This is a genomic window from Nocardiopsis sp. FR4, assembly GCF_009830945.1.
GTDB lineage: Bacteria > Actinomycetota > Actinomycetes > Streptosporangiales > Streptosporangiaceae > Nocardiopsis.
On record NZ_VWVV01000005.1, the window covers coordinates 204,111 to 223,300 of the forward strand.

Here is a 19,190-nt window from a genome sequence, read left to right on the forward strand (position 1 = left end):
GAAAGCGTATGCCCGGGACTACGGACCCTGGTCAAATAGCGCCATCGCAATAAAGTCTGGGAACGTGACAACGAAACAGCGCCGACTTCCGCGTCGGATCAGGGAACAGAAGATGATCGACGCCGCCGTCACCGTGTTCTCCCGCGGCGATTACCACACGGTCAGTGTGGAGGAGATCGCCACGGCGGCCGGGACGTCCAAACCCACCATTTACCAGTACCTGGGTTCCAAGGAGGGGGTCTTCACCGCCTGCGTGCGCCGGGAGACCGATCGGCTCGTGGAGGCCGTGCGCGCCGCCGTGCACGACCCGCGGGCCCCGGCCGGGGAGGACCCCCTGCACCGGGGGATGCGGGCCTTCTTCACCTTCGTCACCGCCCACCGCGACAGTTGGACCGTGCTCTACCGGCGAGCGGCCCTGACCAGTGAGCCCTTCGCCGCGGAGACCGCGCGCATGCGCGACCGGGTCACCACCGAGGTCGCCGCGCTCATCACCGGCTGCACCCGCGCCGACCTGCCGCTGGCAGCCGAGGACGCCGAACTCCTGGCCCGCATCGCGGTCAGTACCGCCGACGCCTTCGCCGACTGGCTCCTGGACCACCCGGAGGAGTGCCCGGAGGCCATGGCGCGCCAGGTCACCGACCTGACCTGGTCCCACATGCGGGCCCGCTCCGCCAGCGCGGTGTGACCCGGACCGGGACGCGAAGGCCTCCGGGCCGGGCACGCGTCCCGGTCAGCGCAGGGCGCTCATCACGTGCTTGACCCGCGTGTAGTCCTCCAGGCTGTAGGCCGACAGGTCCTTGCCGTACCCGGAGTGCCCGAACCCGCCGTGCGGCATCTCCGAGGTCAGCCCGCCGTGGCTGTTGACCCACACCGCGCCGAAGTCCAGTTCGGCGCTGACCCGCAGCGCGCGGGCGTGGTCGGCCGTCCACACCGAGGAGGCCAGCCCCTGCTCGACCCCGTTGGCCAGCGCCAGGGCCTCCTCCTCGGTGGTGAAGCGCTGCACGGTCACCACCGGGCCGAAGACCTCCTCGCGGACGATCTCGTCGTCGGCGCGCAGGCCCGACACCACGGTGGGCGCCAGGAAGAAGCCCTTCCCGCCCACCCGGTGGCCGCCGGTCTCCACCACCGCGTGCGCGGGCAGGCGCTCCAGCAGCCCCGTGACACGGGCGAACTGGTCGGCGTTGTTGAGCGGGCCGAAGTCCCCGGCCTCCTCGGGCGAACGCCCGGTGACCTGGGCCGCGGCCAGCCGGGACAGTTCGGCCACGAACGCGTCGTGGACGCGCTCGTGCACCAGCACCCGGGTGGCCGCGGTGCAGTCCTGGCCCGCGTTGAGGAAGGCCCCCGCCACGACGCCCCGGGCGGTCGCCTCCACGTCGGCGTCGTCGAAGACCAGCACGGGGGCGTTGCCGCCCAACTCCAGGTGCAGCCGCTTGAGGTCGGCCGAGGCGGCCCGGGCCACCTGCACGCCCGCCCGGGTGGACCCGGTCAGCGACACCAGCCGCACCGCCGGGTGCTCCACCACCAGCCGCCCGGTGTCGCGGTCGCCCACCACCACGTTGAACACCCCCGGGGGCAGCACGTCGGCGGCGGCCTCGGCCAGCATGACCGTGGTGGTCGGAGTGGTCTCGGCGGGCTTGAGCACCACCGTGTTGCCCGCCGCCAGCGCCGGACCGATCTTCCACACCGCCATCATCAGCGGGTAGTTCCACGGGGTGATGCCCGCGCACACCCCCACCGGCTCACGGCGCACCCAGGAGGTGTGCCCCTCCAGGTACTCGGCGGCCGCGCGGCCCTCCAGGTGGCGCGCGGCCCCGGCGAAGAAGCGCAGGGTGTCCACGCAGAAGGGGATCTCCTCCTCCAGCACCGAGGCGCGCGGCTTGCCGGTCTCGCGGCACTCGGCGTCGGCGAACTCCCCGGCGCGGGCGGCCAGGGCGTCGGCCAGCGCCAGCAGGGCGTCCTGGCGCCGGGCCGGGGTGCCCCGCCCGCGCCACCCGGCGAAGGCGCGGGCGGAGGAGGCCATGGCCGCCTCGACCTCGGCGGCCCCGCCGACCCCGGCGCGCCCGCTGACCTCTCCGGTGACCGGGTCGACCAGGTCCAGGGTCCGGGCGTCCCCGGCCGGGAGCGGGTGCCCGTCGACGAAGCTGGGCAGGGTGTCGAAGGCGTCGATGCGCATGTGTCCTCGTGTCGGTCGCGATGGATGGGGAAAGGTCAGGGGGCGGTCGGTTCGGGCGCGGACTCGCCCGCGTCCCGGGGAGCGGCGGCGGTCCGGAACGCCGGTTCGGGGACGGCGCCGCCCACCGGCTCCGGGGCGGCCGGGACCAGCCAGGGGCCCCGGGGCCCGAACACCGCGCGCGGCTCGGGGAAGGCCACCACGGCGGCCGGGTAGACGACCGCGGCCGTCACCAGGGCCGCGGGCAGGCTCAGGTCCACCCCGCCCGCCAGGTTCCCCAGCGGACCCACCAGCATCGGGGTGTTGGCGAAGGCCAGCCCGGCCAGCGCGGCCAGCGCCCAGGCCGCCAGGGCCCGCCAGTTCAGGCCGCCGCGGAACCAGTAGGCGCCGCCCCGGCGCCCCTCGTTGAACACCTGCAGGTCCTCCACCAGGTAGAACCCGCGCCGGAACGCGTAGCCGAGCATGAGGATGACCATCCACGGCGAGGTGAGCAGCACGATGAGGACGGCGAAGGCGTTGATGGTGTCGACGATGTCGAACAGGAAGGTGCCCACGAACACCAGCACCAGCGCCAGGCAGCCCACCACCACGGTTCCCTGGACCCGGTTGAGCCGGGGCACCAGCGAGGAGAAGTCCAGGCCGGTGCCGTACAGGGCGGTGGTGCCGGTGGACAGCCCGCCGATCAGGGCCACCAGCAGCAGCGGCAGGGCGTACCACAGCGGGGAGGCCGCGGCCAGGCCCGTGACGTAGTCCCCGGGGTCGGCGACCAGGGTCGCGGTGGCCAGCCCGAAGAGGAACGGCAGCAGGGTGGCCGCCTGGGCCAGGAACGGCGCGGCCAGCAGCGAGCGGGTGGAACGGGAGGCCGGGATGTAGCGCGCCCAGTCGCCCAGGAACCCGCCGAAGGAGACGGGGTTGGCCATGATGGTCAGCACCGCCAGCACCCAGGTCGGCCAGAACCCGCCCAGGACGTAGTCGCCGCTCCCGGCGTAGGAGGGGTCGAAGGCGCCGCCGTAGGCCACCGCGCCCAACAGCATGAGCGCGCTGCCCGCCACCACGGCGACCTTGTTGATCAGGAGCATGAACTGGTACCCGAACACGCACACGGCGAACACCGCCACGGCGATGACCCCGTAGGCGACCGCGCGCAGCCACTCACCGCCCTCGAAGCCGAACCGCGCGGCCGCGCCCACGATCGCGTCGCCGCTGACCCACACCGAGATGGAGAAGAAGGTCACAGCGGTCAGCAACGACAGCAGGGAGCCCAGGGAGCGGCCCACCACGCCGAAGTGCGCGCCGGAGGAGACCGCGTTGTTGGTGCGCGTGCGCGGCCCGAACAGCGCCATCGGCGACAGGATCAGCGCGCCCGCCACCACACCGACCACCGTCGCGCTCGCGGCGGCGGCGAAGCCCAGCCCGTAGGCGATGGGCAGGGTGCCCAGGATGATGGTGGCGAAGGTGTTGGCGCCCCCGAAGGTCAGGCGGAACAGGTCGAAGGGGCGCGAGGTCTGCGCGCGCACCGGGATCGGCGCGACACCGAAGCTCTCCACCTCGGTCACTCTCGGGGGCGCGGCGGGGACGGTCTCGTCCGGGCGGTGGGGTACGGGCACGGCGTTACTCCAGGCAGGAGGCTCCCGGGCTCGGCCCGGGAGGCTGTGAACAGGGAAGGGGGAGGGGCGCGCGGCGCCGTTGACGCGCGCCCCGGGGGCGGCCGGGTCCCGGAGCCGGGCGGGTTCCGGGACCCGGGGCCGTGCGCCTGGGCCGGTGCGGCGGGCGTACCCGTCGGCCGCGGGGGAGGCGGCTCAGGCCCGGTGGTTCAGCGCCAGCACGCTGACCAGGTCGTAGGCCACGTGGGAGGCGGCCGTGGCGGTGATCTGGGCGTGGTCGTAGGCGGGGGCGACCTCCACCACGTCGGCGCCCACGAGGTTGCACGAGGCCAGTCCGCGCAGGATCTCCAGCAGCTCGCGGCTGGTCAGGCCGCCCGCCTCGGGGGTGCCGGTGCCGGGGGCGTGCGCGGGGTCGAGCACGTCGATGTCCACCGACACGTACAGCGGCCGGTCGCCGATGCGCTGGCGCAGGGCGTCGGCGACCTCGTCCACGCCCTTACGCATGACGTCGGCGGAGGTGACGATGCCGAACCCGAACCGACGGTCCTCCTCCAGGTCCTTCTTGCCGTACAGCGGGCCGCGGGTGCCCACGTGGCACAGCGCCTCGGTGTCGAGGATGCCCTCCTCCACGGCTCTGCGGAACGGGGTGCCGTGGGTGTAGGGCTCGCCGAAGTAGGTGTCCCAGGTGTCCAGGTGGGCGTCGAAGTGGAGCAGGGCGATGGGCCCGTACCGGCGGTACAGCGAGCGCAGCAGCGGCAGGGCGATGGTGTGGTCGCCGCCCAGGGTGACCAGGCGGGTGCCCGCCCGCACGAACTGGGAGGAGGCCTCGTCCAGGGTCTCCACGGCGTCGCCGATGGAGAAGGGGTTGACCGCGATGTCACCACCGTCGACCACCTGCGCGGCGGCGAAGGGGGACACGTCCAGGCCCGGGTGGTAGGGGCGCAGTAGTCGGCTGGCCTCGCGGATGGCCGAGGGGCCGAAGCGAGCGCCGGGGCGGTAGGAGACCCCGGTGTCGAAGGGGACGCCGACCACGGCGATGTCGGCCCGCTCCACCTGGTCGATGCGGGGCAGCCGGGCGAAGGTCGCCGGTCCGGCGAAGCGCGGCACGAGGCTGGAGTCGGTGGGTCCGATCGGTGCGTTCATCGGGTGCGGGTGTCCCTCTCGTCGTCGGTGTGCTCGGCACGGCCGGTGCCGTTCGGTGCCGTCTCGTGGGCGGTTCCCGGGTCCGGTGTCCCGGCGGCGGCGGCGCGGGCCACGGCAACTGCGGACAGGTTAGGTAGGCCCGGGTGCGCACTCCAGCGGATGAACCGCCCAGTCATGGGTGTTTCTTGGGATGAGGTATCCATAACGTGCGGTGCGCGCGCTTCTGTGTGCGAAGCCCGGGGCCGCCGCGACGCACACACGACGGCCACGGAGGGGGCGCGATGCCGGACGAGGGCCACACGGTGCCGCTGAGCACGGTCCTGGCCCGCCGCGACCTGGACCTGACCGCCCTCGTGGCGGCGGGGGATCCCGGGATCGGCTGGGCGGTGGTCAGCGAGCTGGCCGACCCCGCGGCCTACCTGCGCGGCGGCGAACTGCTGCTCACCGCGGGCGTCAACCTGCCCGGCACCGGGCCGGGGCTGCGCGCCTACGTGGACTCCCTGGTCGGGGCCGGGGTCAGCGCGGTGGGCTTCGGGGTCACCCCCGTCCACGACACCGTGCCGGCCGGACTGGTCGACCAGTGCCGCCTGCGCGGCCTGCCGCTGGTGGAGGTGCCCCGCCCCACCCCCTTCGCCGCCGTCAGCCAGGCCGTGGGCGCCGAACTGGAGGAACTGCGCCTGCGCGACCTGCGCCGCCTGGGTGAGGCGCACCAGGCCCTGGCCCTGGCCGTCACCGACGACGCCCCGGTGGACCGCGTCCTGCGGGTGCTGGCCGAGGCCCTGGGCGGCTGGGCGGTCCTGGCCCGCCCCTCGGCCTCGGTGCCGCCGGGCGCCCACCGCACGCCCGGCGCCCCGCCGGAGGCGGAACCGGAACTGGACGAGCTCCTGGACCGGCTCACCCGCCCCCGCGGGCCGCGCAGCGCCAAGGCCCTCCTGGGCGGCGACGAGGTGTTCCTTCACACCGTGGGCTCCCCGCCCCGGGAGCACGGCGTGGCCGTGGTCGGCCGCCCCGACCCCCTGGGCGTCACCGACAGGGCCGTCCTGCGCACCGCCACCGCCCTGCTGGAGGTGCTCGCCCGCACCTTCCAGCGCAGCGCCCCCTCCGCCCAGGGACGCCTGCTCACCGGCCTGCTCCTGGAGGGCGGCCTGCCCGAGGGGGCCGGGCCGCTGCTGGCCGAGCTCACCGGCGCCCGCGAGGGCGGCTCCGGAGCCCACCGCGTCCTGCACGCCGCCCCGGTCGGCCGGGGGCCCAGCACCGCGCCCGCCGCGCTGCCCCTGGACACCCGGCTGCTGGAGGCCGGTTCCGAGCGGCTGCGGGCCGTCCTCGCCGACGGGGGCGAGACCGTGCACCGGAGCCTGCTGGACCGCCTGCGCGTCCACGGCTGGATCGGCGCCCTGAGCGGGCCGGTGCCGCCCGAGCGCCTGGCCGAGGCCGACCGGCGCGCCCGGGCCCTGCTCGCCCGGGCCCGGGCGGTCGGCGGACCGCTGCTGGAGGAGGGTGACCCCCTGGACGCCCTGCTGGGGCCCGCCGCCGAGGACCTGGCCCGCCGGGTCCTGGGTCCGCTGGCGGGAACCGACGAGACCGCCCGAGCGCTGCGCCGCACCCTGCGGGTCTGGCTCACCCGGCACGGCAACTGGGATCGGGCCGCCACCGACCTGGGCGCGCACCGCAACAGCGTGCGCTACCGGATCGGCCGGATCGAGCGCGACCTGGGCGTGGACCTGGCCGACGCCGAACAGCGCATGCGCCTGTGGTTCGCCCTCACCCGCCTGCCCGGGGAGTGAGGTCCGCGGGAGCGTCCGGTGTCCCGTGCGCTCCCACGTGCCGTCTCCTGCGCGGGAGGCGTCCCACGCCAGGTGATGAGTGGTGCGTGGCCGTCACCGGCGCGCCCCCGCCAGCGCGGCTCCCGGGGGCGCGGAGCGGTGCGCATCTGCTCTGTCGGCCGGGAATCGCGGAGAGCCGCTCGCCCGGCGAGGAGACATCGGGCATAATCCCGGTGGGAGAGCGGAAGGCGCCGGCGGCTTCCGGAACGCGGGTGCGGCCCCGTTCCCTCCACCTCGCCCGCACCCGCGGGGGACGCCGCCGTGAACGCCAGGGGGCGCCGACTGCCGGCGTGACGGATTCCTCGAACCCACACGAGCACACACGGGTGAGCGCCGTGGCGCTGACCGCCAGGATGGAGACACCCGGTGCCGAGGAGGCTCCCGGAGAAGCCCGTCGTGGGCGGTGGCCGGGAAACTTCGCGGATTCCCGCCACGCGCGTCCCCGGTCTTCGCTACCGTCGTCTCGAACACACCGACGCAGGTACACGGTCACAGGAGGTGGTCGGGGTGGCACGTACCGGTACGAGGCGGCTTCGGCAGCCGGGTGAGCCGTTCCTGGTCCCCGCCCCGAGCGGGGCGGCCGTGCGTGACCGGGCTCCGAAACGCGTTCACGGTGCGCGTCGCCGGGCGGGGAGAAGGAGAACGCGGAAGACCAGCGGGCCCGGCACCGTTCGGGGCGCGCGCGGTTCCGGGACGCGGGGTCAGGTGCCACTCCCGGATACTGTTTAGGAACGGTCCCATGTCGTTTCCGCTGCTGGACACGGCCCTACCCGCCGGAGCCGACGCCCGCGAGCACGCGCTCCTGTTGCGCAGGGTCCACGAGGCCTCGTTCAGCGGGCGCCCGGCGCCCGCGCCGCTGCGCCCGGTCATCGAGGACTCCTGGGGGCGCACGCGCCGTTTCGGCATCGAGCCCGACAGCGCGCCGCCGCCGCGAATGGCGCGCCCGGACGAGCTCCAGCGGCTGCGCGAGGCCTCGCCGATCGCCGAGGTCCTGCCGCTGATCCGCAGCTCCCTGGTCTCGGTGGCCGACGAGGCCGACCACATCATGCTGGTCACCGACGCCGCCGGCCAGATCCTGTGGCGCGACGGCTCCCGGCGCATCTGCGGGATCGGCGACCGGGTGGGCCTGGTGGAGGGGGCGTTCTGGAACGAGGGCAGCACCGGCACCAACGCCATCGGCACCGCCCTGGCCGTGGGGAGGCCCGTGCAGGTCTACTCCGCCGAGCACTTCGTGCGCCGCCTGCACACCCTCACCTGCGCCTGCGCGCCCATCCACGACCCCCGCGACGGCCGTCTGCTCGGCGCCATCGACGTCACCGGGCCGGTCTCCACCATCCACCCCTCCACGCTGGCCCTGGTCAACGCGGTGGCCCAGCTGGCCGAGGCGCACCTGCAGAGCATCCACCACACCCACCTGGAACGTCTGCGCTCGGTGGCCGCGCCCCTGCTGGCCGGGATGAGCGAGCGCGCGCTGGTGGTGGACGAGGCCGGGTGGACCGCGGCCGCCGTGCACATGGAACCGGTCCGGCGCGTGCTGCTGCCCAAGCGCCGCGAGACCGGCACGGCCTGGCTGCCCGCGCTGGGGGAGTGCGCCCTGGAGCCGCTGCCCGGCGGCTGGCTGGTGCGCCCGAGGCCGACGGAGCAGGCCGCCCCCTCCACCGTCACCCTGGACCTGACCCGGCCCGTGCCCGCCATGGCGGTCTCGGGGCCCAGCGGCGAGTGGGCGCACCGGCTCACCCCCCGCCACGCCGAGCTGCTGCTCCTGCTGGCCGTGCACCGCGAGGGGCGCACGGGCGCCCAGCTGTCCCACGACGTGTTCGGCGCGGGCGGACACGTGGTCACGGTGCGCGCCGAGCTCTCCCGCGTGCGCCGCCACCTGGGCGGCATCATCGAGAGCCGCCCCTACCGGTTCAGCGAGGAGGTGCTGGTCCGGGTGAGGGCGCCCGAGCACCCGGAGGACCTGCTGCCCGGATCGGTGGCCCCCGGTGTGCGCGCCCTGCGCGAGGCGATCGGTGACGGCGTCACCCCCTGGCGCTGAGGTTCTCGGGTCCCCGAACGGGAAAGGAGGACTCTGCGCGACCGCTTCGCAACGTAGTGCAACCGTTGCCGTCCCGAATGAGCTGCGATGGACTGTGCGTGCGCGGCTCGGAGTCGGCGGCGGTCGTCGGGCAAGAGAGGGCACGTCGGCCGGCCTCCGACGGACGCGTGGCGCGTCCACGGCCTTCGGACCTTGAGGGGGGTCCCGGGGAGAGACGGGAGAATCCGCGCCACCGGGCCGGCCGCCCAGGGGATTCGGGGGAAGCCCCCGGCGGCCTCGCGCTGATGGCCGCGCCCGTGGCGACAGCGTCGCCGGGCGTGTCCGCCGGGGACGGGTTGGGGGAACCCGTCCCCGTCTTCCCCTTCCCGCCCGTGGGCGGGAAGGGGAAGACCGCCTCCGCTTCGAACTCGCGGCGTGTCGTCCGCACCTGCGGGGCGGTTCCTCCGGTCTAATCGGACGAAAAGGATGAGTGCCACGAGTGTGGTGTCCGGCCCGCAGGGGAGGCCCCGCGCCCGCACCAGTCCCGTGGGCTAGACTCTGTGCATTTACCGGACCGCGCTCACCCGCGGCTCAGCCAACCCGACCGTCTCACCGACGCCGCCGCGGCCGGCCGCACGCGGCGCCGTGTGAACCGCGGGGGCGACGAGGGCGTCGAACCCGGGACAGGCCGAACGTCCCCGGACGGCACCCCGTCCGACCCCACAGACCGTCCTTCTTCGGAGGTGGACCGTGTCCGCTGACCACCGAGAGCAGCAGCCCGTCCAGCAGGGCTCGCGTATCGACCCGCACGTCGGCCGCTACGCACGCCGAGCACAGGGCATGGTCGCATCGGAGGTCCGGGCACTCTTCGCCGTCGCTTCGCGCCCCGAGGTGGTCTCCCTCGCCGGGGGCATGCCCAACGTCGCGGCACTGCCGCTCGACCAGATCAGCGAACTGGTCAAGGACGTCGTGGCCGAGGAGGGCGCCGCCGCCCTGCAGTACGGATCCGCCCAGGGCGACCCCGTCCTGCGCGAGCAGATCTGCGACTACATGACCCTGGAGGGCATCAGCGCCAGCCCCGACGACGTCATCGTCACCGTCGGCTCCCAGCAGGCCCTGGACCTCATCACCCGCGTCTTCGTCGACCCCGGCGACATCGTCCTGACCGAGGCCCCCACCTACGTCACCGCGATCAACACCTTCGCCGCCTTCCAGGCCGACATCCGCCACGTGGCCATGGACGAGCAGGGCGTCATCCCCGAGGACCTGGAGGAGGCGCTCGTCCGCGCCGAGCTGGACGGGCGACCGGTCAAGTTCTTCTACACCATCCCCAACTTCCAGAACCCGGCCGGGATCACCATGTCGGCCGAGCGCCGGGCCAGCGTGATCGAGGCCTGCGAGCGCCACGACGTGCTCGTCGTCGAGGACAACCCCTACGGCCTGCTGCGCTACGACGGCGACCCCGAGCCCACCCTGTACTCGCGCAGCGAGGGCAACGTCATCTACCTGGGCTCGCTGTCCAAGACCCTCTCCCCGGGCCTGCGCATCGGCTGGGCGCTGGCCCCGGCGGCGGTGCGCGCCAAGCTCGTCCTGGCCGCCGAGTCGGCGATGCTCAGCCACTCCACCTTCAACCAGCTGGTGGTGCGCCGCTACCTCAACACCTTCCCCTGGCGCGAGCAGATCAAGGCGTTCAACACCATGTACAGCGAGCGCCGCGACACCATGCTCAACGCGCTGACCGCGATGATGCCGCGGGGCTGCACCTGGACCCGGCCCGAGGGCGGGTTCTTCGTCTGGGCCACCCTGCCCGAGGGCATCGACGCCAAGGCCATGCTGCCCCGCGCCGTGGCCGAACGCGTCGCCTACGTCCCCGGCACGGGCTTCTACGCCGACGGGCGGGGCCGGGCCAACATGCGCCTGAGCTTCTGCTACCCCACACCCGAGCAGATCCGCGAGGGCGTACGGCGCCTCGTCGGAGCCATCGAGGGGGAGGTCGACCTGCGTGATACGTTCGGCACCACCCTGGCCCCGGGCTCCGAGGGAACCCGGGGCCCCGCACCCGACCTGCCCTGACACCCCCGCGAGGGCTCAAGCACCATGACAGCAGCACAGAAGGAGGTCCGCGCCGTGGCAGACCTTGACCGGGTTCTCGTTCTCGCCGGGGGCCTGTCCCCCGAACACGAGGTGAGCGTCCACTCCGGGCGCAGCGTCGCCGAGGCGCTGCGCCGCCTGGGCGTGGAGGTCCAGGTCGCCGACGTCGACTCCGGCCTGCTGGACCGCCTCTCCCAGGATCCGCCGCAGGTGGTCTTCCCGGTCCTGCACGGGTCCGCGGGCGAGGACGGCGCCATCCGCGAGGTCCTGGAACTGGCGGGGGTGCCCTACGTGGGCGCCCGCCCCGCCGCCTGCCGCCTGGCCTACTCCAAACCCGCCGCCAAGGCGCTGCTCGCCGAGCGGGGGGTTCGGGTGCCGCGCGGTGCCGTGCTGCCCAAGTCGGCCTTCCACGACCTGGGCGCCCCGGCGCTGCTGGAGCGGCTGGCCGACCGGCTGGACCTGCCGCTGTTCGTCAAGCCCGACCGCGGCGGCTCGGCCTTCGGCGCCACCCCGGTCACCTCGGTGCAGGAGCTCTCGGCCGCCCTGGTGTCCTGCTTCGCCTACAGCGACTCGGCCCTGGTCGAGGAGCAGGTACAGGGCACCGAGCTGGCCGTGGGCGTCCTGGACACCGGCGACGGGCCGGTGGCGCTGCCGCCGGTGGAGATCGTGCCCGACGGCGGGGTCTACGACTACGCCGCCCGCTACACCGCCGGGCGCACCGAGTTCTTCTGCCCGGCGCGCCTGGAGGCGGCGGCCCTCGCCGCCGCCACCGAGGTCGCCCTGACCGCGCACCGCGTCCTGGGCCTGCGCGACTTCTCGCGTACCGACCTCATCGTGCGCGAGGACGGTGCGGTGACCTTCCTGGAGACCAACGTGGCCCCCGGCCTGACCGAGACCTCCACGTTCCCGATGGCGGCGGCCGCCGCCGGGCTGGACTTCGGCCTGGTCTGCCGCGAACTGGCCCACCAGGCGCTGCTGCGCGGCTGAACCCGGGCGCGACGCGGGCCCCGCCGGATCCCTCCGGCGGGGCCCTGCGGGGTCAGCGCCCCGGGACCTCCAGGGCCCGCTCCAGGACGTCGCGCACGGTGGCGCGCATGAGGTCCACCTTGTACCCGGTCGCGGGCAGCGGGGAGCACAGGTCGGCCAGCGCCGCCAGCGACTCCTCCACCTCCGGCCCCCAGTGGCGGCCCGGGCGCGCGCCGGTCAGGGCGGCCTCCACACCGGGCAGCCGCAGCGGGGTGCGCGCCACCCCGCCCACCGCCACCGCCGCGTGGGACACCCGACCCTCGTGGAGGACGACCCGCGTCACCGCCTCCACCAGCGGCCACTCCGCGCGGGAACGCCCGGTGGCCCGCCGGTAGGCGGCCCGCTCACCCTCCCGCGGGACGGGCAGGCGCACCGACACCAGCACCTGCCCCGGCTCCAGCACGTGGTCGCGGGCGGGGGCGGCGGCGTCGTACAGGTCCGCCACCGCCCTCTCCTGCTCGTCCGCGCCCGCCACCAGCACCGAGGCGTCGTAGGCCAGCAGCGCCACGGCCAGCGAGGACGGGTGCGGCGCCACGCACGGCCCTTGGTCCACGACCACCCCGTACAGGTGGTCGCCCCCGCGCGCCGGGCAGGAGTCGCCACCGGTGTGGAAGCAGTCGAAGGCGGGGTTGCGCAGGTACCAGCACCGGTTGCGCTGGAGCAGGTTGCCGCCCAGCGTCGCGGCGTTGCGCACCTGCGGCGTGGCCAGCTCGCGGGCGGTCGCGGCCAGCGCGGGGTAGGCGCCGGCCAGCCGGGGGTCAGCGGCCAGTTCGTCCACGGTGGTCAGCGCGCCCAGGCGGGCCGCGCCGTCGGGCAGCCACTCCACCCCGTGCAGCTCGCGCACTCCGGCCAGGTCGACCACGGGGGCGGGCTCCAGCACCCCCGCGGCCAGGCACGCGGTCAGGTCGGTGCCCCCGGCGCGCGGGCGCGCCCCCGTACCGTCCAGCTGGGCCAGGGCCCGGCCCAGGTCCTCGGGTCGTGTGGTGGTCAACGCAGTCCCCCGATCAGTCGGTCCGGTCGCAGCGGCAGCTCGTGCGGGCGCCATCCGGTGGCGTCGTGCACCGCGTTGGCCACGGCCGCGGCCACGCCCACCACGGAGACCTCGCCCAGCCCGACCCCCGCGCCCGCCGCGTGCTCGAACCCCTCCTGGTGGAAGTACACCTCGGTCTCGGGCACGTCCCCCATGCCTGGGATCCGGTAGTCCTCCATGTTGTCGGTGAGCATCACCCCGGTGGCCGGGTCGTGGCGGCGCTCCTCGAAGAGCGCGTAGCCCACGCCCTGCACCACGGCGCCCTCGCACTGGTTGCGGGCCAGCCGCTCGGAGTACACCCGTCCCACGGCCACCCCGGCCCAGCAGCGGGTGGGGCGCACCCGGCCCAGCAGGGTGTCCACCTCCACCTCCATCACGTGCACCGCTCCGGTCAGGCCCCGCCCCACGGCCAGGTCGCCCATGGCGGGGGTCACCGCGCCCCAGCGGTCGCGTCCGCGCCCGCCGACCACCCGCAGGCCCTCGGCGGCGGACAGCGCGTCCTTGAGGACGTCCTGGGGAACGGGCCCGGAGGCGGGAACGGCGGGCTCGTGTTCGCGCAGCGCCGCGCGCAGCCGCTCGGCCGCGTCGGCGGCGGCCGGGCCCATGGAGGTGGTGGTACGGCTGCCGAAGGAACCCGTGCCGGGCTCCGCGTCGCCGTCACCGATCTCCACGCGCACGTCGCCGGAGGGGATCCCCAACCGGTCGGCGACCACCTCGCCCAGCACGGTGCGGATCCCGGTGCCGATGTCCTGCACGCCCGAGCGCACCACGACCGCGCCGTCCTCGACCGACAGCTCCACCCGTGCCGTGGGGTCCATCAGGTAGAGCCAGTTGGAGGCGGCCAGGCCCACCCCGCGCCGGAACCGGCCGGTGCGCGGCCCGCGCGGGCGCCCCCGCCACAGCTCCAGGTCGGCCACGCGCTCGTACAGCGCCTGCCGCTTGGGATTGCCGTCCCAGCGGCGGCGCAGGGTCAGGGGGTCCTCGCCCAGGCGTGCGGCCATCGTGTCCACGGCCTGCTCCAGCGCCCAGGCCAGCGGGGGGCCGCCGGGTGCGCGCATGGGCATCCCCGGCGGGCGGTGGGTGACCACGTCGAAGTCGCGGACCCGGCGCGGGGAGCGCCCGTACATCAGCAGCGCGAGGGTGGCCGTGGTGGAGCCCACCGCGGTGCCGCCGTCGCCGTGGGAGTCCACGCTCATCGCGGACAGGTTGCCGTCGGAGTCGGCCAGCAGCGCCACCCGGGTGTTGGTGGCGGCGCGGTGCCCGGCGTCGGTCAGCTCCTCTGCGCGGTCGAAGGACACGCGCACCGGGGCGTGGGCGAGCCGGGACAGTTCCGTGGCGGCGACCATGTCCACCGACAGGCCGTTCTTGGCGCCGAAGCCGCCGCCGACGTACTCGCCGACCACGTGCACGCGCTCGGGGGCCAGCCCCCAGCGCTCGGCGGCCTTGCGGGCGACCTTGCCCACCGTCTGGGTGGACACGTGCAGGGTCAGCTCCCCGTCCCCGTCCCAGGAGGCCACGCACACGTGGGGTTCCAGCGGGCTGTGCGCCTGGGCGGCGGTGGAGTACTCCTGCGCCACCAGCCTCGGGTCACCGCGCTCGGCGGCCGCGCGCAGGCGCCGCGCGGCGGTGGGGCCGCGCCAGCTCAGGGTGGCGGGCCCGTGTACGTTGCCCCGCCAGGGGGCCGGGGGAGTGGGGGCCTCGCCGTAGGAGGGGGCCGCGCGGCGCTCGGCGCGGGTGGGGTAGACCAGCGGCGCGTCCTCGGCCCGGGCGAGCTCGGTGTCGACCACGGCGGGCAGCACCTCGTAGTCCACCCGCACCGACGCCGCGGCGGTGCGGGCCAGGGCGGCGGTGGGCGCGGCCACGGCGGCGATGGGCTGGCCCGCGTAGCGCACCAGCCGCTCCGGCCCCAGCAGGTCCACGAACACCGCGTTCGCGGACCCGTCGGACCCGGCCTGTCCACGCGCTCCGCCGGGGTCGACGGAGCGCACCCGCGCGTGGGCGTGGACCGAGCGCACGAGCACGCCCTCCCAGCAGCCCTCCGGGGCCCGGTCGGCGCTGAAGCGGGCCCGCCCGGTGACCTTGTCCAGGGCGTCGGAGCGCGGCGGGTCCCGGTCGGGTTCGGTGTCGAACTCCCCGGCGCAGGCCGCGGCCACGGCGGTGAAGATCCCCTCGTAGGCCCCGCAGCGGCACAGGTGCCCGGCCATGGCCTCGGCCACCTGCGCTCGGTCGGGTCGGACGTCGCCGTGCTCGGCGCGCCAGCCGTCGACGAAGGCGCTGGCCTCGACCACGAACCCCGGGGTGCAGTAGCCGCACTGAAGGGCGTCGTGCGCGGCGAAGGCGCGCTGGACGGGGTGGTCGCCGCCCAGGCCCTCCACGGTGGTGACCTCGCGGCCCTCCAGGCGGTCGGCGGGGAGCAGGCAGGAAGCGGTGGGCGCGCCGTCCACCAGGACGGTGCAGGCACCGCAGACGCCGGTGCCGCAGGCGATCTTGGTGCCGGTCAGGCCGAGCTGGTCGCGCAGGTGCTCGGCGGCGGTGGTCTGGGGGGAGTCGGGGGCGGGGGAGGAGGAGCCGTTGACTCGGACGTTCATGGGCTGCTTTCCTCGAAGCGAAGTTGACATTGACAACTTAGGTGTGCTCCGGAGCCCTGTCAACGGGAAGAAAGCCGTTCCCGCCCCGGCCGGGGCGGGAACGGCGGTGCCGCTGCTACCAGAGGGTGTCGGGCTCCTGGCCGCCGGGCTCGCGAGCCTCCTCGTCCACACGGCCGGCGCCGGGGTCCTCCCCGCCCGGGTCGGGCTCCTCGCCCCCGCCCTGGGGGGCGCCGGTCCCGGTGTCCCCGCCGCCGGTGTCGCCGCCACCGGTTCCCCCGCCGTCACGGGTCCCGTCGTCCCCGCCCCCGGTTCCGTCGCCGTCGGTGTGCCCGTCCCCGGTGCCGTCGCCCTCCCCGTCCGTGGGCTCGGCGCAGGACTCGTGCGTGCACTCCGGCGGCTCGGTCCGCGCGCAGCCCCAGGCGTGGGGGTCGGTGTCGCAGTCGGTCCACGGCCGCTGCGTCTCCTGCTCCTCCTCCCGGGAGGGCTGCTCCGCGATGCTCTCGCGGACCTCGGGGCCCGCCGAGGCCTCGCCGGTCACGGGGGCGCCGTCGCCCACGGGAGAGGTGTCGGGGGACTCGACCGAAGGCGTGGAGCCGGTGGGTTCCGCCCGCGGCGGCTCCTGCTGGGTGGCCCAGAACAGCAGACCGCCGAGCACGGCGAGCACCGTCGCGGCGCCCGTGGCCGCCCATCCGGCCGTGCGCCGCCGCCGCAGGGCGGCGGCCGACCGCCTGCCCCCGCGGGGCCGGACCGGGGGCGGCACGTCGGTGCCGGGAAGCGTCCCCTCCCCGCCCCCGAACCCGGCTCCGCCGTCCCCCGGGGTGCCCTGCGGGAGGGTGGGGCTCTCGGCGATGAAGCCCTTCTCCGGGCCCGGGGCGGAGCTCCCCCCTCCGGAGTACCCGGCCCCGCCGTCCCCCGGACCGCCCTGGGGGAGGGCGGGGGTCTGGCCCTCGACCCGGAAGCCCTTGTCCAGGACCGGGCCGGTGTACCCGGCCCCGCCGTCGCCGGGGCTGCCCTGCGGGAGGGTGGGGCTCTCGGCGATGAAGCCCTTCTCCGGGCCCGCGGCCTCCTGGCGGACGGCCCCCTCCCCGCCCCGCGGTCCTGCCTCGGGCACCGCCCACCCCCGCACCGGAAGCCGGATGCGCGCCGTGCCCTCGTCCACGGCCGTGGAGACCTCGGCCAGGATCTGGGTGGCCTCCGTCGGCTCGGCCACCGGCATCTCGCGGCCGATCAGCCACCCCAGCACCGCCACCGCGCCCGGACGGTCCGCGGGCTCCTTGGCCAGGCACGCCCGCAGCACCGACCTCAGCGGCTCGGGGACGTCGTCCAGCTCCGGCTCGGCCCGCAGCACCCGGTCGATCACCGCCATGGTGTCGTCCCCGGGGAAGGCGTGGTGCCCGGTGGCCGCGTAGGCCATCACCGCGGCCCAGGAGAACATGTCGCTGGACGGACCCACCGGGGCGCCCCGGACCTGTTCCGGCGACATGTACGCCGGGGTGCCCGCCACCGTGGTGGTCTGCTGGGTGGCGTCCAGCAGGCGCGCGATGCCGAAGTCGATGACCCGCGGGCCGTCCGGGCCCAGGATGACGTTGCCCGGCTTGAGGTCGCGGTGCACCACGCCCGCCTGGTGCACGGCGGCCAGCGCGGTCACGGTGGCGATCGCCAGCCGCTCCAGCGCGGCCCCGGTGCGCGGCCCCTCCCGGCGCACCGCCTCGCGCAGCGTGGGCCCCGGCACGTACTCGCTGGCGATGAAGGGCACCTCGGCGCGCATGTCCGCGTCCAGCACCGCCGCCGTGCAGAACGGGGCCACCCGGCGCGCCGCCGCCAACTCCTTGGCGAAGCGCTCACGCTGCCGGGTGTCCCCGCCCCAGGAGCCGGTCAGGACCTTGACCGCCACGGGCGTGCCGTCCTCGGCCCGCGCCAGGTAGACGGTGCCCTGGCCGCCGCTGCCGATACGCGCCGACACGGCGTAGCGGCCGATGCGGGTCGGGTCGGAGGGCAGGAGGGGTGTGGTCATGGCGTGCCTCGTCGTCGGGGGAAGCCGCTGGTCGCGGCCTGCTTCGTCCACTGTGACGTGCGAAACGGCCCGCGCGTTCTGCCGGAGAGGACACAGTGTGCTTACCGACCGGCGTACGAGGAGGCCGGGCCGCACCAGGCGACCCGGCCTCCCCACGCCGCTCGGGCCGGGCGCTCAGAGCCCGAGGGCGTGCATGGAGAAGTGGAACGCGAACACGGCCGTGAGCACCCACATCAGCCAGCCCACCTCACGCAGGCGTCCCTGCGCGGTCCTGACCACCGTGTAGGAGATGATGCCGATGCCGATACCACTGGCGATGTCGAAGGTGAACGGCATCATCGCGATGGTCAGGAAAGCCGGGATCGCGACGGAGATGTCCGTCCACTCGATCTCCCTGATGTGCATCATCATCATGGCGCCCACCAGCACCATCGCGACGGAGGCGGCCTGCGCCGGGACGATGCCGAACACCGGGGCGAGGAAGATCGCCGCGAGGAAGAACAGGCCCGTCACCACACTCGCCAGACCGGTCCTGGCCCCCTCGCTCACCCCCGCCGTGGACTCGACGAACACCAGCGTGGCGGAGGAGCTGGTCAGCCCGCCGGTCACGGCACCGGCGCCGTCCGTCACCAGGATCTGGTTGACGCGCGGCATCTGTCCGTCGGCGTCGGCGATGTTGGCCTTGGTGCCGATGGCCAGGATGGTGCCCAGGGCGTCGAAGAACCCGGCCAGCACCAGGGTGAACAGGATGACCCCCGCCGTGGTCGCACCGGCCGAGGTCCAGGCGCCGAACATGTCGACCTGGAACAGCAGGCCGAAGTCGGGCACCGCGAACGGGTTGCCGGGCAGCCGGGGGCTGCCGCCGCCCCAGGCCTCGTCGCCCAGCCCGGCCGCGTAGTGGACGATGATCGCGAGCACGGTGGCGCCGACGATGCCGTAGAAGATCGCACCGGGCACCCCGCGCACCAGCAGGACGCCGGCCAGGACCAGGCCGGACACGAAGACCAGGATCGGCCAGCCGTCGAGGTGGCCCCCGCCCCCGGCGGCACCGAGCTGGAGCAGGCCGCCGCCCTCGCCCGCGCTGACGAACCCGGCGTTGGACAGGCCGATGAGGGCCACGAACAGGCCGATGCCCACACCGATGGCCATCTTGAGGTTGTGCGGCAACGCGTTCATCACGGCGGTCCGTACGCCGGTGGCCACCATGAGGATGATGGCGACGCCCTGCCACACGACCAGGCCCATCACCTCCGGCCAGGACATCACGGGGGCCGCCTGGTAGGCCACGACCGCCATCACGCCGAGTGCGGCGGCGCAGGCGATCGGGGCGCGCCCGACCACACCCATCATGACCGTGACCAGCCCCGCCGCCAGCGCGGTCATGGTGGTCAGCTGGCCGGGGGAGAGGAAGTCGCCGTTGGCGTCGGGGACGCTGCTGAGGATGATCGGGTTCAGGACGATGATGTAGGCCATCGCCATGAAGGTCGTGAGCCCGCCCCGGAGCTCGCGTCCGAGGGTGGAGCCGCGCTCACTGATGAAGAAGAAGCGGTCGAGCCAGGATCGAGCCGTGGGCGACCGGTCCTGCGGACGAGGACCGGTGTCCTTGAGTTGGATCATGTCCCCTCCTGGAGGGAGATGAGCATGGCGACGGATGCCATGAGTAAGGGGGTGTGTGCAATGCGTA

13 protein-coding genes are annotated in these 19,190 nt (G+C 74.9%); 5 read left to right on the forward strand and 8 right to left on the reverse strand.

Annotation, left to right across the window (positions count from 1 at the left end; translation table 11 throughout):
* Positions 1–64 precede the first annotated feature (64 nt).
* Positions 65–685: a TetR/AcrR family transcriptional regulator gene (locus tag FYW95_RS08930; RefSeq protein ID WP_201294773.1), complete on the forward strand. Its 621-nt coding sequence runs from the start codon at positions 65–67 to the stop codon at positions 683–685.
* 45 nt (positions 686–730) lie between these two features.
* On the opposite strand, the gene FYW95_RS08935 is transcribed toward FYW95_RS08930, so the two are convergent.
* The 4 genes from FYW95_RS08935 to FYW95_RS08950 form a co-directional block, all read right to left on the reverse strand.
* The gene (locus tag FYW95_RS08935) at positions 731–2,173 is read right to left on the reverse strand and encodes an aminobutyraldehyde dehydrogenase (RefSeq protein ID WP_159943231.1); all 1,443 of its coding nucleotides are present in this window, start codon (positions 2,171–2,173) and stop codon (positions 731–733) included.
* Positions 2,174–2,208: 35 nt separating this feature from the next.
* The gene (locus FYW95_RS08940) at positions 2,209–3,777 is read right to left on the reverse strand and encodes a purine-cytosine permease family protein (protein WP_236567845.1); all 1,569 of its coding nucleotides are present in this window, start codon (positions 3,775–3,777) and stop codon (positions 2,209–2,211) included.
* Positions 3,778–3,969: 192 nt separating this feature from the next.
* Complete coding sequence (gene speB, locus FYW95_RS08945; protein ID WP_159943230.1) at positions 3,970–4,917, reverse strand: agmatinase; 948 nt, start codon at positions 4,915–4,917, stop codon at positions 3,970–3,972.
* Positions 4,914–5,093 carry a hypothetical protein gene (locus FYW95_RS08950; RefSeq protein WP_159943229.1) on the reverse strand — a complete coding sequence of 60 codons (180 nt, stop codon included), beginning with the start codon at positions 5,091–5,093 and terminating at the stop codon, positions 4,914–4,916. Before FYW95_RS08950 ends, speB begins: the two co-directional genes overlap by 4 nt.
* Before the next feature lie 105 nt (positions 5,094–5,198).
* On the opposite strand from FYW95_RS08950, the gene FYW95_RS08955 reads away from it, so the two are divergent.
* The 4 genes from FYW95_RS08955 to FYW95_RS08970 all read left to right on the forward strand — a co-directional run bounded on the left by FYW95_RS08955 (position 5,199) and on the right by FYW95_RS08970 (position 11,835).
* Positions 5,199–6,701: a PucR family transcriptional regulator gene (locus tag FYW95_RS08955; protein WP_159943228.1), complete on the forward strand. Its 1,503-nt coding sequence runs from the start codon at positions 5,199–5,201 to the stop codon at positions 6,699–6,701.
* 778 nt (positions 6,702–7,479) lie between these two features.
* Positions 7,480–8,778, forward strand: a complete 1,299-nt coding sequence (locus FYW95_RS08960) for a GAF domain-containing protein (RefSeq protein WP_159943227.1) — start codon at positions 7,480–7,482, stop codon at positions 8,776–8,778.
* Positions 8,779–9,597: 819 nt separating this feature from the next.
* Entirely contained in the window at positions 9,598–10,830 is a 1,233-nt protein-coding gene (locus FYW95_RS08965; RefSeq protein WP_159943284.1) for an aminotransferase-like domain-containing protein, read from the forward strand.
* A gap of 54 nt (positions 10,831–10,884) precedes the next feature.
* Positions 10,885–11,835 (forward strand): D-alanine--D-alanine ligase family protein, encoded by a 951-nt coding sequence (locus tag FYW95_RS08970; RefSeq protein WP_159943226.1) that lies wholly within the window; start codon positions 10,885–10,887, stop codon positions 11,833–11,835.
* A 52-nt stretch (positions 11,836–11,887) separates the two neighbouring features.
* Here FYW95_RS08970 and FYW95_RS08975 read toward each other — a convergent pair whose 3' ends face one another.
* The 4 genes from FYW95_RS08975 to FYW95_RS08990 form a co-directional block, all read right to left on the reverse strand.
* Positions 11,888–12,919, reverse strand: a complete 1,032-nt coding sequence (locus FYW95_RS08975) for an FAD binding domain-containing protein (RefSeq protein WP_159943225.1) — start codon at positions 12,917–12,919, stop codon at positions 11,888–11,890.
* Positions 12,862–15,492 (reverse strand): molybdopterin-dependent oxidoreductase, encoded by a 2,631-nt coding sequence (locus FYW95_RS08980; protein ID WP_159943224.1) that lies wholly within the window; start codon positions 15,490–15,492, stop codon positions 12,862–12,864. The genes FYW95_RS08975 and FYW95_RS08980 overlap by 58 nt, the downstream gene beginning before the upstream one ends.
* Before the next feature lie 115 nt (positions 15,493–15,607).
* Positions 15,608–17,506, reverse strand: a complete 1,899-nt coding sequence (locus FYW95_RS28115; RefSeq protein ID WP_236572155.1) for a serine/threonine-protein kinase — start codon at positions 17,504–17,506, stop codon at positions 15,608–15,610.
* Positions 17,507–17,680: 174 nt separating this feature from the next.
* On the reverse strand, positions 17,681–19,123 hold the full coding sequence (locus FYW95_RS08990; protein WP_159943223.1) for an NCS2 family permease: 1,443 nt from the start codon (positions 19,121–19,123) through the stop codon (positions 17,681–17,683).
* Between the last annotated feature and the right edge of the window lie 67 nt (positions 19,124–19,190).

Bases quoted from the DNA above. Each gene is read 5' to 3' on its own strand.
- FYW95_RS08935 (WP_159943231.1), bottom strand. From the start codon at position 2,173: ATGCGCATCGACGCCTTCGACACCCTGCCCAGCTTCGTCGACGGGCAC.
- speB (WP_159943230.1), bottom strand. From the start codon at position 4,917: ATGAACGCACCGATCGGACCCACCGACTCCAGCCTCGTGCCGCGCTTC.
- FYW95_RS08950 (WP_159943229.1), bottom strand. From the start codon at position 5,093: ATGACTGGGCGGTTCATCCGCTGGAGTGCGCACCCGGGCCTACCTAAC.
- FYW95_RS08955 (WP_159943228.1), top strand. From the start codon at position 5,199: ATGCCGGACGAGGGCCACACGGTGCCGCTGAGCACGGTCCTGGCCCGC.
- FYW95_RS08960 (WP_159943227.1), top strand. From the start codon at position 7,480: ATGTCGTTTCCGCTGCTGGACACGGCCCTACCCGCCGGAGCCGACGCC.
- FYW95_RS08965 (WP_159943284.1), top strand. From the start codon at position 9,598: ATGGTCGCATCGGAGGTCCGGGCACTCTTCGCCGTCGCTTCGCGCCCC.
- FYW95_RS08975 (WP_159943225.1), bottom strand. From the start codon at position 12,919: ATGGCGCCCGCACGAGCTGCCGCTGCGACCGGACCGACTGATCGGGGG.
- FYW95_RS08980 (WP_159943224.1), bottom strand. From the start codon at position 15,492: ATGAACGTCCGAGTCAACGGCTCCTCCTCCCCCGCCCCCGACTCCCCC.
- FYW95_RS28115 (WP_236572155.1), bottom strand. From the start codon at position 17,506: ATGACCACACCCCTCCTGCCCTCCGACCCGACCCGCATCGGCCGCTAC.
- FYW95_RS08990 (WP_159943223.1), bottom strand. From the start codon at position 19,123: ATGATCCAACTCAAGGACACCGGTCCTCGTCCGCAGGACCGGTCGCCC.